Here is a 14096-nt window from a genome sequence, read left to right on the forward strand (position 1 = left end):
AGGCATGATCGAAGTCATTATTGATAACCGCAATAAGACGATGTGGGATATTTCCGAACTGATTACCGATATGACCTGGTCGACGTCCCGTTCAGGAAAGCCGGCTAAGATGTCCTTGACTTATGTATCCGGAGCGCTGTTCCAGAGCCGTAAATTCACCGTCAACAATGGCGATGTCGTGCGGGTGAAGGTCGACGGCAAGCCTGTATTTTACGGATATGTGTTCACCATCGAGACCAGTGAGGACGATAAGGTGAAGCTGACCGCCTATGACCAGATCCGGTACTTGCTAATGAACGATACGTATGTGCTCGAAAATGTGACGGCCACGGATCTCATCAAGCGGATAGCGAAGGACCGCGAACTAAAGATCGGCGAACTGTCCGACACGAAGCATGTCATTCCTCTCGTGATGGAGGATAACAAGAAGCTGCTCGATATTATCTGCCGCGCGCTGGACAAGACGCTGATTGCGACGCGCAATATTTTCATATTTTATGACGACTTCGGCAAGCTGACGCTGCGGGATGCGAAAACGTGGACAACCGATATCATTTTCGGCGAAGAGAGCCAGATGCGGGGGTTCTCGCACAAGCGGTCGATTGACGATGAGACCTACAACCGCGTGAAGCTGTTCCGGGACAACAAGGCGTCGGGCAAGCGTGAGACGTTCATTATACAAGACAGCGCGAACATCGCGAGATGGGGAAGACTGCAGTTGTCCGACAAACTCGAAGAGGGCATAAATGACGCCCAAATCAAGGAGCTTCTCGCATCCTATATGAAGCTTCACAACCGCGAGAAAAAAACATTAAAAGTAGACGCCGTAGGGGATGTGCGCATTCGGGCCGGAATGTACATCCCTCTTTATTTGCCCGAACAACAGATTCAGCAATATATGCTCATCAATGAATGCTCCCACAGCTGGGACGGTTCGGGACATAAGATGTCACTAACATTGAAGGTGATCTAGATATGGGGATGCTGGATATTATCAAAAAAGCCGGAGTGGGCGCCGTCGAGGCTTCCAGTCCGGTCTCGCTGCTGTTCGGTGAGGTGCTGAGCAGGGCGCCGCTGCGCATTCAGGTCGATCAGCGGTTCACTCTTCCTGCCAGTGCCATAGCCTTAACCGAGCGGCTGACCGAGTATAAGGTACGGATCGGCACGGAGGAGGTCGTCATCCGGCACGGCTTGAAAGCCGGTGACAAGGTGCTGCTTGCCCGCGCGCAGGGCGGCCAGATGTATATTGCCATCGACAGGGTGGTGGGCATGTGATTCCACAAGTGCTGATGGATATGGAAGATACTTTTGAAGTTGCCGAGGCCAGCCAGCCGACAAGGACCTACCGAATTGACCGCAGAACGGGCAGGGTTGCAGGCATAACCGATGGTCTGGATGCGATGAAGCAGGCGATCGACAAGCTGCTGCAGACGGAACGGTATGAGCATCTCATCTATAGTCCGAATTACGGAACCGAGCTGAGAGCAAATCTCGGATATGGCGCGGGCTTCGTTCAATCTGAATTGGAACGGGCGATTACCGAAGCGCTGATGCAGGATGATCGGGTGCGGAGCGTGACGTCATTTGAATTCCATTCGGCAGAGGATGCCATGCTGGTCAGCTTCACGGTGGAGACGACGGAAGGGACGGTACAGACGATGAAGGAGGTGACCGTCAATGGATAATGGAATTGGAGGACTAGAGCGATTGCAGGAGACGCCGCGATATGAGGATATTTTGGCGCGCATGCTGGAGCGGGTTCCCAATGCGGTGGACAAGCGGGAAGGCAGCATCATCTACGATGCGCTCGCGCCGGTCGCGGCTGAAATGGCGCAATGGTACCAAGAGATGAGCCTGAACCGCGAGCTATCCTATGCCGATACGGCCACAGGCGCTTATCTGGAGCGCCGCACGGCCGAGTTCGGCGTGCGGCGGCTGCCTGCCGTCGCCGCCAAGCGGCGAGGGAGGTTCTATGCTGCGGATGGCTCGCCAAAGAGCGTTCCGGTCGGTAGCCGCTTTGCGATTGAAGATCTAACGTGGCGGGTAACGGCAGCGATATCCCCTGGGGAAAGCGAGCTTACCTGCGAGACGGAGGGTGCGGAAGGCAATCGACTCTATGGAGAACTGACACCGATCGACTATGTCGCCGGTCTGGCACAGGCGGAGTTGGGGGACATACTCGTTCCTGGGGAGGACACGGAATCCGATGACGCGCTGCGCGCTCGCTATCTTGAAGCAATTAACGAGCAGCCGTTCGGGGGCAATGTGTCCGACTATCGAACGAAGCTCACCGTGATGCCGGGCGTAGGCGGAGTAAAGGTGTTTCCGGCCTGGCAAGGGGGCGGAACGGTGAAGTGCACGCTCATCTCATCGGATTATCAAGTTCCGTCGGCGGAGTTGATTGCCGAAGTTCAGGAGCAGACCGATCCGAAGGCGGCGGCCGGCATGGGCGGGGGCTTCGCTCCCATCGGGCATCAGGTGACGATTGCGGCGGTACGTCCTGTCGAATTGCAGGTCGCGACGACGCTTCAACTGGACAAAGGAATGACGCTCGGGCAGGTGCAGAGCGATGTCGAACAGGTGCTGCAGCAATATATGCAGCTGCTGCGGGAGTCGTGGAAGGAACAGGAGAAGCTGATCGTCCGCATCAGCCAGATGGAAGCCCGCATACTCAGCGTGCCGGGGGTTGCGGATGTAAGCGGCACGACGCTGAATGATGACGCGGCCAATCTGGAGCTGGGCGAGGAGGAAGTGCCTGTACTGCGGGAGGTGAAGATCAATGGAACGTAATTATTGCTCCTATTTGCCTCCCTATTATGAGGGCATTCGCGAGTTCGAATGGCTGGGAGAGACCGTCGATGCGGAACTTAAGGGCGTCGCGGCCGGGGCCGACAAATGGCTGAACGACCAATTCGTGCTCACGGCCAGCGAGGCCTCGTTGAAGCGTAGGGAAGAACAGCTCGGCATCCAGGCCGACCCGACACAGGAATCGTTGGATTTCCGGAAAAAGCGAGTCATGAACCGTTACTCCACCAAGCCGCCGTTCACGGTGCGGTACTTGCAGGAGCGGCTCGACTTCTTGCTGGGCGCCGATCGGGCCAAGGTTGATCTCGACGTCGCCCGCTTCGAATTGACCGTCCGGGCGAAGCTGACCGATGCGGCGATTTTCAAGGAAGTGGAGCACACGGTGCGCTTCATGAAGCCCGCCAACCTGCTGTACCGGCAGGCAACGTCCTTGTCGGATCGGATTGAGGTTCAGGAGCAATTGAGCCGGACCCCGCTTAACCGCCGGACGAAGCTGTCGACGGGCTGGAGGCTGGGACGGGCGCCGTTTGCCGAACGGGGACAGGAGGTCGTATTGAAATGATTAGTTCTATTTTATTGCAGGAACTGGCTCAGCACGTCAACCTGAGAATTGCCAAGGTTGTGCTGAACCAATCCGTGGAAATTACGGATTTTCAGATTAAGGATGTATCGGAGCAGGAAGTGCTGATGGAATACATCATCCCTGCGGGCGCGGCGGAGACTGTGACGCTGATTGAATTGCAGGATGAAGCCGGAACGGTCCTGACCTCGAATCCGGTATTCATTCCGCTTACAACCGATACGCTCATCAAGCATCCGATTACAATCAAGGAGGTGGCCTAGATGCCATACGAGGCAAAGACCGACTGGAAATACGACGACCTCGTCACCGAGAAGGACATGAACCGCATCGAGCAGGGCCTGAAGGACGCCCATGTCCCTGCCTACCAGCCGCTGACGCTGAACCCCGGCCTCCAGGTGGTAGAGATCGAGAATGATACGCCGTTCCGCATGGGGGAGGTGAAGGGGCGGACGTTGGTGAATTTGTTGGGGCAAGCTAATAAAGAGAATGCTTGGTCTAAAACACCTACAGCAACAATTGAATTTCAAAATGGGATATTTAAGGTGACTCCGTTAAATACAAACGATGTTTATGTTGGATTAAGGAAGATCTCTGTAAAAGCTAACTCCTATTATGTATCAGTTGCGGATGCAAAAGTAGGGAAAGGTTCGGTAGGATTACGAACTGTCTTTTTTAATTCAGATAACGAAGCAGTCGCTGAAGAACTGGGAGATTTCTATACTTCCGGTGGGTTTTCCCCAATATTCCTCCGATTTAAAACGGCCAGTACAACAAAAAAAATAATGCCTAGATTTCAGTTGGCGAGTGTAGATGGGAATATGGGAGTTGTGCCACCTGATACAGTTGGGTACTTCAGAAATTATCGCGTTTATGAAATCACTCAATCTGAATACGACGCCATCGGCAAGATGACACCGGAGCAGGTAGCCGCGAACTACACATACGTAGACGGCATGACCAATGCCAAGAACCCATATGCCATCGTAACGGGAGGCAATCTGCTGCCGCCGTTTTATGAGTGGGAATATCTGAACTCCTTACTGTCATCAATTGTTGTAAGAGACAAATATGAGGTAATGGTAAGCAACAGTGACGCAGGAAGTGGCGCGGGGGTTAGATACTACGCAAAGGTAAAGGGAGGACTCGCATACACGCTGAGCGCAGACCCGATTGAAGGCGACGTGTCAGGCGGAGAAATATACGCATATGGATGCGACTCGGCTAAAAGCAGGCTAACCGGAAAGTTAACAGGCACGTTTAATGTCGACTCGAATGTTGATTACCTTGAAGTCGTATGTAACTCTACAAAGAATGGTAGTGCTGTAGTAGGTACGTTCGTTTTTCGGAATCCTATGCTTGTACCCGGCACCGAACCGAAGCCCTTCGTTCCACAGCAACGCGGCATGATCGCCATCGAAACGGAACTGTCTGCTCATCCGGTAGATGGAAGCAATCCCGATACGCTCTTTATGGGAGACGATGGGCTACCGTATGTGTTGGAGAATTGGGGAAAGGTTACGTTGGATGGCGGTTTAGAGTATAGATACGACTCGGGCACTACAGGCTACAAGATTGTAACCCTAGCTAATGATATGCTGCCCCTCGCAAAGTCAATCCCCTATGCTACTAAGTATGATGGTACTACTTTGAAGGGATGGCACGCAACTGAAATCACAGGCGATCATTTTTGGTTTCAAGGCAATAACCGAAATTTTTACCTTACCATTTTCAACACAGACAGCGGATGGGGGCTGGATTACACTCCGACGCAGGATGAGATTACGTTCTATTTTATGGGCTGGAGAATGGCTGAGAATATTACAGGCTTCCCTCCCTACAACGGGACGGGAACTAAGTGCTGGTATAAAATAAACACCAACTCAGCGCCACAGACGGCACAACCTACGGAATCATATCCAGAATGGACGCCATACCGCCTCCAATACCTAAAGGCGAAGCCAACCGTCGAACCCGTCCGGAATTACGAGTTGGGCGCGACACTCTCTGAAGGATCGAACATGGTCGAGGTCGGCAGCGGTATTGTGATTCGGGAACGTGCGAACCCGGTATATAACGGGGTAAGCAACTGGTTTATTAACCGAGACGACTCCGGATTTACTGCCTCGCGATTGAATCACAAAGCGTCAAAAATCAGTAACGTGTATAGGGATGGGCAGACAGATAGCGCATGGGCATGGACTGCTAACGTAACGTCATACGGCAAGGATGTGCGCTTTCTGGCAGATGGGCATTATGATAAAACAGCAGTCTACCACGTCACCTATACGATGCTCGATACAACGCTTGCGGCTCCAATCAGCGGCGCCGTGGCGACGAATCTACGCGGGACTGTATCGGATTTGGGGCAAGATGTGGGCAATATCGGGCGGCGGCTGTCGGTTGTCGAGAATGGGAAAGTGGACGCTGAAGAGGACACAGGATGGATTAAGATAACGCCGTTAAATGGGTGGCAACATTATCGATACTCGACTTGTTATTTTAAGGTGAAGGGAAAGAAGTTGATACTTAGGGGTGTACTTGAAGGCGGCGCAACAGAGAAAGGGACTACTCTATTTGCGTTGCCGATAAAAACAGCAGATGGATCTGGTATTTGGTTTTCACTACCAACATGGTCAGGCAGCCAAAACTCTGCTGTTCTAGGCGTCTCGATTACGCCCAGCACAGGAGAAATTTACGTTAACGTTGGTACTCCTATGTACCACATAGGCTTAGATGGAACGATTTTAGAAAGCAATGGGTGGGAGGTGAAAAAATCATGAAATATGCGTGTATCACCGACCTATCCGGTCGCTACATCGAACCAACGCTCGTTGCGGACTCCGTGACGGGCGTTTTTGATCGGCGGGAACCGATTGAACCGGACGAAACCGGCGCGCTCCCGCAGCCGGAACCGAAGTTGCGCGACGAACAGCCGGACGAAGCGGAAACGCTACTCGTGGGCTATCTCGTAGCCGTCCAGATGCCGGATGGCCTGTATCAGCCTATATTCGATGTCGAGGGCTACTGGAAGGCCGAGGCGGACTACGAGGCCACATACGCCGAATACATGGCTGCCCTGGCCGAGCATGACCCGGAGAGTGACGATCCACAGCCAAAGCCGCCACAGCACATAGACGGGCCGAGCTACTGGCGGAATGGTCTCACAGACGAGGAAATTGAGTCCCTGAACCCGCCGACGCAGCCTTTACAGACCGATGTCCTCGGGCAGGAATTGACGCAAATGAAAATCAAGAATATCCAGCAGCAGAGCGTCATTGACAGTCTGGGCGCGGAACTGACCAAGGCCAAGCTTGAAATCTTACAGCTCAAAGGAGGTCAATCAGCATGAATTTTTGGAAGCTTGCATTTGAATGCCGTTGGATCGACGCGAAGGGGCTATGCGCCGCTGTGAAGACGACTGCCAATCCTTTCGGAGAAATCACACCGGAAGAGTACAAGGAAATCACAGGAATTGACTTCAAATAACGCCCCGATAACAGTACAACAGTAAGGTGAATAACCCGCAGGGTCATGGACGAGAACGGCACTCGTGTTAGCCAGGGGAGTCCGGCTTGAACATGAAAATCTCGCCCCAATCCCGCTTCCGGTAAAGACGACACAAAACCCGCCCCGACGCCGAAACGTCCGAGGCGGGTTTCTTCGTAGCTAACCCCGCAATTCGCGGCAACCTCGCTTATATCGTCTGCAGCACAAAATGCATGACGAACAGGAGCGAAATGATATAGAACAGGGGCTTGACTTGGCGCCCTTTGCCCACCGCGAGGTGGAACAGCGCATAGCTGATGAAGCCAATCGCGATCCCGTCCACGATGCTGTGCATCAGCGGAATGAACGCGATGATGAAGAAGGCGGGAAGGCCTTCCTCCAGCCGTTCGAAGGAAATATTTCGGACGGCGGGCATCATCAAGCCGCCAATGAAGATCAGGATCGGCGCTACAGCCGGATCCGGAACGAGCGTGATGACTGGCATCGCAATGAACGTCAACAGGAACAGTACTCCCGTTACGATCGAGGTCCAGCCCGTTCTTCCTCCGGACGAGATGCCGGCTGCCGCTTCCACGGTCGAGACCGTCGGACTTGTACCAAGGATGCCGCTCAGGAAGACGGTGGCCGCATTGGCCTGCACGACGCGCTGGAAGCGCTCCTGTCTGCCGCTCATGTTCAACTGCGCATTAATCAGCCCGACGCTCTCGAACACGATGACAAGCGTCAGCGAGAAGACAGCGACAATCAATGTCATGACAGGTAAGCCCTTCACAGTCAACTGCCCGAACACATCCCCATAGGTGGACCAGGAAAAGCCTCCGCCCCCGGCCGCCGCATTCGTCTGCACGGCTCCGAACAGGTAAGCGAGCACCGTTCCTCCGATAATCGCCAGCAGCAGATTTCCCGGAACCTTGCGCATGTACAGTATGCATGTCAACGCCAAGGTCAACAGCGTAACCAGCACGCTCGGATCGGCAAACGATTGCACGGCAATAATAGAGGAGCGATCCGACACGATGACCCCGCCCTTTTGCAATCCGATGAGGACGAGCATGAGACCGATTCCGACCGAGATCGCTTCCTGTAATGAAGCGGGAATGGCCGTTCTCAGCTTCTCGACGAGCGACGTCATGCTAATGGCAATGAAGCAAATGCCGGATATCGCGGTGACGGCCAACGCCTGCTGCCACGTCAACCCCATGCCCTGAACGAGCGTGTAGGTGAACATGGCGTTGATTCCCATTCCCGGAGCGATGATCAGGGGCGCCTTGCCCCACCAGCCCATAATGAAGCAGCCGATCGCGGATGCGAGCACAGTAGCGATAATACCGGCTTCCTGCGGAATCCCGGCATCCGCCAATATCGATGAATTGACAATAATAATATAGACAATCGCAAAAAAAGATACGGTTCCCGCTAACAGCTCCCGCCGCCAATCGCTTGGCTTCAGGCGGACAGCTGGATTAGATGAAGCATTCTCCTTTGCATGCGACGGTCTCTTTCTTTCCTGGTGGACCAATCGAATACCTGCTTTCCATCGTAGCCCCTCACCCAACCCTTTCAATAATATGAAAGATAGACGGCATGAAGCCGCTATTGCGCTTATTGTATCACATCCTGGAAGGAAATAAACAAGAGGAATTTCACTACCTGATAAAAGGATAGTCTGCGGCCAATTGTTGCTGCTGTTTTTTGAGAAGGGAGATCGGTTTTTCCTGTGAAAAAGGGAGAATGCCTATTCTATAAACTCCTTACTAGCACTCTCCCATACGGTCAGAAGGGGATGCCCATGGCAATGGAGTCATCTACATCAGCTAAAGGCGGAACCGTTCGCATGAAGGAGTACTTTCGCTGCATGAGAACTACTGCGTCTTCTATTAATCTGCCAGATTCATAGGAAACATTGGGGCAATCTCTCGTCTACAACTTACGCCTATGTGGTTCCACCCTCAACGGCAGCTTGTATGGCGGCTGCGAATTGTATGCGGGACATTCAATTACAACTTCGTTAGAACTTCAGCGGTTCCGTAAAAAACGCCCGCGCAAGCGGGCGCTTCAGATTGTTCCCGCGTAATACTGCAGTTGCGGGAGTTCTTTACGTTTTTTATCCATACTTACAAATACGAAAGAGAACTTAGGAGAGGTGCGACCGGTCTTCCAGAGCCTGGTCGCTATTTTTACAGATTGCCGGGTTCGAGCGATACATTTTATAACCATCACGGTTCGTTGTTTCGTAAGACAGTACCGCATTTGCTGGACATAGGGAACAGTTATAGTGCTCATCGTACACGTATTCATGCTTTTTAAAGAAGCCTCTTTCGTTTGAGGACGGGTATAGGGCAGATTAGGATGAATCTCTCGTTCTTACAGCGTTTTGCAAATAGCTGACGTCTTGCAGCCTGCATCCGTTGCTACCGCTTGTGTAGCCGGAACTAGACGAGCAGCCTTTTCGAGAACATCTTCGAAGACTTGGCTGTGATGAAACTTTCCAGGTGTTACTTTAACCCCGAGTACAAACCCGTTTCGACAGAGGCAGAAGCTGCAATAATCCCTTCGCTCTAGTCATCCCACTCCACTAAGGCTGCAGTATCTCCCGTCCCTGTAGTCATCTGCTCCGCCAATACTGCAAGAATGCAGCAATTTCACTGACACGAGGTTGCGAAAATAAGATTGCTGCCAAAATACAGCAATTACCCTACGGCAAGGCATAAATAGCGTTCAAAATGGAGAAATAATGTAATTTTGCAGGATTTGCTCAGAATTTAGCCTCTTGAGGTTAAAAATGCTGCGCCTGTGCAGCAATTTCATACGGGTGACTAGCTTGCTTCATGCGCGGACCATCTATTCACGCAGGGACCAGCTTGCGCCCTAACCTAACCTGTCCTGCCTCCCCCGGCCCCGCCCTTCCTGAGAAAAAAGACTGTCGACAGGACTTAATCGACAGGACTTAATCGACAGTCTGAAACGCCCGCGCAAGCGGGCACTTCTCTCTATGGGTTACACAGATATCGAATGCACGGAAGCCTTGTTCCGGCTTCCGAGCAGCAGCTTCGCCTGAGCGGCAGCGATGCGGGCGAGCGGGACGCGGAACGTCGAGCAGCTTACATAATCGAGCCCCGTCGCATGGCAGAACAGGATGGAATCCCGCTCGCCGCCATGCTCGCCGCAGATGCCGGTCTTGAGCTGCGGATTGACGGCGAGGCCGCGCTGCACCGCCAGCTCAATTAACTGGCCGACGCCGGACGTGTCGAGCACCTGGAACGGGTTCGCCGTCAGCACGCGGCGGTCGACGTAGTGGGCCAGGAACTTGCCCTCCGCGTCGTCGCGGCTGCAGCCGAACGTCATCTGCGTCAGATCGTTCGTGCCGAACGAGAAGAAGTCGGCATGCTCCGCAATCTGGCCCGCCGTCAGCGCCGCGCGCGGCACCTCGATCATCGTGCCGATGCGGTACGCGCAGCCGCGGCGCTCGGCGCCGAGCACCCGCTCTGCCGTGCGCTCGATGAGCTCGCGCAGCAGCTTCAACTCGGCGGCGTGGCCGATCAGCGGCACCATGATGTCCGGTTGCACGCGCACGCCTTTGCGCAGCATGCGGGAAGCGGCGAGGAACAGCGCCTCCGCCTGCATCTCATAAATCTCCGGGAACAGAATGCCGAGCCGGCAGCCGCGCTGGCCGAGCATCGGATTCAGCTCATGCAGGGCGCGCACCTTGGTGATCAGGCGCTCGAGATCGTTCCGTTCGCGCTCTGTTCCGGTGCCGGTCGCTTTCCACTCGGTCTGCCGGACGACAAGCTCCTCCAGATTCGGCAGGAACTCATGAAGCGGCGGATCCAACAGCCGAATCGTGACCGTATAACCGTCCATCGCCTCGAAAATGCCCTCAAAGTCCTCCTGCTGCAGCGGCAGCAGCAGTGCGAGCGCCCTCCGGCGCTCTGCCTCCGATTCGGCCAGAATCATGTCCCGAACGATGCAAAGCCGTTCCGGAGACATGAACATATGCTCCGTCCGGCACAGTCCGATGCCTTCGGCCCCAAGGGCCCGCGCCTTCACGGCGTCCGCGGGCGTATCCGCGTTCGCGTAGACGCCCAGCTCGCGTTCGCGGTCGGCCCATTCCAGCAGCTGCTGGAATTCATCCGACATCTCCGCGGCGACGAGCGGTACGGCTCCGGCGATGATGCGTCCCGTCGCGCCGTCGATCGACAGCAGGTCGCCTTCGCAGAACGTGCGCGCGCCGATTGTGATGCAATTGCGAGTGAAGTCGAAGCTGACGTCCTCGCAGCCCGAGACACACGGCTTCCCCATGCTGCGGGCGACGACGGCCGCGTGGCTCGTCATGCCGCCCCGGCTCGTCAGCACGCCTTCCGCCACGAGCACGCCGTGAATATCCTCGGGCGTCGTCTCCGGCCGGACGAGAATGACGCGCTCGCCGGCGGCGGCCATTCGCTCCGCCTCGTCGGCATCAAGCACGATGCGGCCGGAGGCGGCTCCCGGCGAGGCGGGCAGGCCGGTCGCCACGGTGTCGATCGCGGCATCGGGCGCAATGGACGGGTGCAGCAGATGCTCCAACTGCGCGACGTCTAATCGCAGCAGCGCTTCCTGGGCCGTGATTAGCCCTTCATGCACGAGCGCGACCGCGATGGCGACGACGGCTTGCGCCGTCCGCTTGCCGGCCCGCGTCTGCAGGATGAAGAGCTTGCCGCGTTCGACCGTGAACTCGATATCCTGCATGTCGCGGTAATGCCGCTCCAGTTGATCGGCGGCTTCCGTCAGCTGCCGGTACAGATCCGGCATTTCCTCCGCCATCTTGGCGATCGGCTGCGGCGTCCGGGTTCCGGCAACGACGTCCTCTCCCTGGGCATTGGTCAAATACTCGCCGAACAGAATCTTCTCGCCTGTCGACGGATGACGGGTGAAGAGCACGCCCGTCCCGCTGTCCGCGCCGCGGTTGCCGAACACCATCGACTGGATGTTGACGGCCGTGCCCTCGTCATCGGAGAGCTGATGCAGCTTGCGGTACACCTGCGCGCGGTGATTGTTCCAGCTGCGGAATACGGCCTCGATGGCCAACTGCAGCTGGACATGGACGTCTTGCGGGAACGGGGCGCCGGCTTTTTCCTCCAAATATTGCTTATAACACCGGACAACCTCCCGCAAGCCATCGGCGGAGAGGGACTGGTCCGTCTGTGCGCCGCAATGCGCCTTGACTTCGGCGAAGATGCGCTCGAATTCACCTGATTCGACGCCGGACACGACATTGCCGAACATATGGATGAGGCGGCGGTAGCAATCATAAGCGAAGCGCTCGTCGCCCGTGGCAGAGGAGAGGCCTTGAACGGTCTCATCATTCAGTCCGAGATTGAGAATCGTATCCATCATGCCGGGCATGGAATGCACAGAACCGGAGCGGACGGAGACGAGAAGCGGATCATGGGCGTCCCCGAATCGCTGGCCGCGTATCAGCTCGACGGCCTGCAGAGCGGAACGTACCTCGTCCATCAGGCCGTCGGGCAGACGGTTCAGCGCGTAGTAGGATCGGCACGCTTCCGTCGTAATGGTGAAGCCGGGCGGCACGGGCAGCCCGATGCGCGTCATTTCCGCGAGATTGGCTCCCTTTCCGCCCAGCAGTGCTTTCATGCCGGCATTGCCATGCCGGAAGTGACAGATCCAAGTCGGCTTCATTCTGATTCGCCCCCGATTTTATCGAATTTGGAACAGACGGCGCAGTCGTCGCACCGATGATAGTACACGATCACTTTCTCGGTATCGATTTCCTCCAAAAGGGTTCCGCAGCGTTCGCACAGAATGGCGCCCAGCATTACCGGGCAGCTGCCGTTTTGCATGAGCCTCTCACTCCCTCCAGTGCAACGTGGCGGGCCAAGTCGACGACCCGGGCCGCATACCCCCATTCGTTGTCATACCAGGCGAGAAGCTTAATGTGATGATCATGGGCGATAAGCGACATCCCGTCGACGACGGCGGATTTGTCGTTGCCGATGAAATCGGTGGAGACGAGCGGCTCGTCGCACCATTCGAGATAACGTTCATGCCCGTCGCGGATCGCATGCAGGAAGGCGAGCCGGACATCATCTGCGGTTACGGATGTTTTCACTTCAGCCGTCAAGTCGACGAGCGAGACGTCCGGCGTCGGCACACGCACCGAGATGCCCTGAACCGAGGTCGCCAGATGCGGCAGAATGCCGGCCAGCGCCTTGCCTACGCCGGTGGTCGTCGGGACGATGGACTGCGTGCATGCCCGCGCGCGGCGCAAATCTTTATGCGGATTATCGAGATGCTTCTGATCATTGGTGTAGGAATGAATGGTTGTCATCCAGCCGGAGGCGATGCCGAACGAGCGATCAAGCAGATGAAGCAGCGGCGCGAGGCAGTTCGTGGTGCAGGATGCGGCCGAGACGAGGTGATGGTTCTCATCGTCGTACATATGCTCGTTGACGCCCATCACGATCGTCAAGTCGAGATCCTTGCCTGGAGCGGTGATGATGACTTTTTCCGCGCCGGCTTCGATATGTTTGGAAGCGCCAGGGCGATCCGTGAATTTGCCGGTTGCATCGATGACGGTATGAATGCCGAGCGACTGCCAGGGCAGCCGGGCCGGATCGGCTTCTGCCACTACCTGTACGGGCGTATCATTAATAAGGAGCGTATTGCCTTCAGCGGCGATGCTCGCGTTCCATTTTCCGTGAATGGAGTCGTACTTGAGCAGATGCGCGATGGTGGCGGCGGGATAAAGAGTGTTCACGGCCCGGATGGCGAAAGGCGAATGCGCTTCATCCATAGCGCGGCGCAGCACGAGACGGCCGATGCGGCCCATGCCGTTGATGGCAACAGGTAATGCCATAGTCGAATTCCTCCTTCAGAGTGGATCCATAATTGGTTTCTTTTTCACGATACAGTATATCATAATAAATAAATGATGTGTATTATATAATCGCATATTTTTAATATAATACATCATAATAAAAATAGGGCGTTCTTTTTCTATAGATAGCAGGTAAAAATGGCGTTATGAAAAAAATGGAAGCCTGACGGCAGGGGAGAGCGGGGAGAAGAGGGGAAAATAGCTGAGATGTCCTGTTTTTGGACCGTCAGGAATCAAGCATGCATCGGCCGCGATCAACTCCGCGAATTAGACTGTCAATCGTCTGTGAAAATGTCACTTTAACTGTGCTATGAAAATGTCACTTGT

13 protein-coding genes are annotated in these 14096 nt (G+C 55.2%); 9 read left to right on the forward strand and 4 right to left on the reverse strand.

The window, feature by feature from the left end:
- Positions 1-4: 4 nt before the first annotated feature.
- The 9 genes from DQX05_RS14245 to DQX05_RS14285 are packed head-to-tail and all read left to right on the forward strand — an operon-like array spanning position 5 to position 6874.
- The gene (locus DQX05_RS14245) at positions 5-973 is read left to right on the forward strand and encodes an XkdQ/YqbQ family protein (RefSeq protein WP_119794242.1); all 969 of its coding nucleotides are present in this window, start codon (positions 5-7) and stop codon (positions 971-973) included.
- A gap of 2 nt (positions 974-975) precedes the next feature.
- The gene (locus DQX05_RS14250) at positions 976-1275 is read left to right on the forward strand and encodes a DUF2577 domain-containing protein (RefSeq protein WP_119794243.1); all 300 of its coding nucleotides are present in this window, start codon (positions 976-978) and stop codon (positions 1273-1275) included.
- Complete coding sequence (locus DQX05_RS14255) at positions 1272-1685, forward strand: DUF2634 domain-containing protein (protein WP_119794244.1); 414 nt, start codon at positions 1272-1274, stop codon at positions 1683-1685. Before DQX05_RS14250 ends, DQX05_RS14255 begins: the two co-directional genes overlap by 4 nt.
- Positions 1678-2790 (forward strand): baseplate J/gp47 family protein, encoded by a 1113-nt coding sequence (locus tag DQX05_RS14260; protein ID WP_119794245.1) that lies wholly within the window; start codon positions 1678-1680, stop codon positions 2788-2790. Before DQX05_RS14255 ends, DQX05_RS14260 begins: the two co-directional genes overlap by 8 nt.
- Positions 2780-3367, forward strand: coding sequence for a putative phage tail protein (locus tag DQX05_RS14265; RefSeq protein ID WP_119794246.1), 588 nt, complete (start codon positions 2780-2782; stop codon positions 3365-3367). The genes DQX05_RS14260 and DQX05_RS14265 overlap by 11 nt, the downstream gene beginning before the upstream one ends.
- Positions 3364-3648 carry a ketopantoate hydroxymethyltransferase gene (locus tag DQX05_RS14270; protein WP_119794247.1) on the forward strand — a complete coding sequence of 95 codons (285 nt, stop codon included), beginning with the start codon at positions 3364-3366 and terminating at the stop codon, positions 3646-3648. Before DQX05_RS14265 ends, DQX05_RS14270 begins: the two co-directional genes overlap by 4 nt.
- Complete coding sequence (locus DQX05_RS14275; RefSeq protein ID WP_119794248.1) at positions 3649-6168, forward strand: hypothetical protein; 2520 nt, start codon at positions 3649-3651, stop codon at positions 6166-6168.
- Positions 6165-6737 (forward strand): XkdW family protein, encoded by a 573-nt coding sequence (locus DQX05_RS14280; RefSeq protein WP_119794249.1) that lies wholly within the window; start codon positions 6165-6167, stop codon positions 6735-6737. Before DQX05_RS14275 ends, DQX05_RS14280 begins: the two co-directional genes overlap by 4 nt.
- On the forward strand, positions 6734-6874 hold the full coding sequence (locus DQX05_RS14285) for an XkdX family protein (RefSeq protein WP_119794250.1): 141 nt from the start codon (positions 6734-6736) through the stop codon (positions 6872-6874). Before DQX05_RS14280 ends, DQX05_RS14285 begins: the two co-directional genes overlap by 4 nt.
- 208 nt (positions 6875-7082) lie before the next feature.
- Here DQX05_RS14285 and DQX05_RS14290 read toward each other — a convergent pair whose 3' ends face one another.
- The 4 genes from DQX05_RS14290 to gap all read right to left on the reverse strand — a co-directional run bounded on the left by DQX05_RS14290 (position 7083) and on the right by gap (position 13748).
- Complete coding sequence (locus DQX05_RS14290; protein WP_259391988.1) at positions 7083-8414, reverse strand: NCS2 family permease; 1332 nt, start codon at positions 8412-8414, stop codon at positions 7083-7085.
- A 1478-nt stretch (positions 8415-9892) separates the two neighbouring features.
- Complete coding sequence (gene ppdK, locus DQX05_RS14295; protein ID WP_119794251.1) at positions 9893-12571, reverse strand: pyruvate, phosphate dikinase; 2679 nt, start codon at positions 12569-12571, stop codon at positions 9893-9895.
- On the reverse strand, positions 12568-12732 hold the full coding sequence (locus DQX05_RS14300; protein WP_111152397.1) for a GapA-binding peptide SR1P: 165 nt from the start codon (positions 12730-12732) through the stop codon (positions 12568-12570). Before DQX05_RS14300 ends, ppdK begins: the two co-directional genes overlap by 4 nt.
- Positions 12708-13748, reverse strand: a complete 1041-nt coding sequence (gap, locus tag DQX05_RS14305) for a type I glyceraldehyde-3-phosphate dehydrogenase (protein WP_119794252.1) — start codon at positions 13746-13748, stop codon at positions 12708-12710. The genes DQX05_RS14300 and gap overlap by 25 nt, the downstream gene beginning before the upstream one ends.
- Between the last annotated feature and the right edge of the window lie 348 nt (positions 13749-14096).

The organism is Paenibacillus thiaminolyticus, assembly GCF_003591545.1.
Classification (GTDB): domain Bacteria; phylum Bacillota; class Bacilli; order Paenibacillales; family Paenibacillaceae; genus Paenibacillus_B; species Paenibacillus_B thiaminolyticus_A.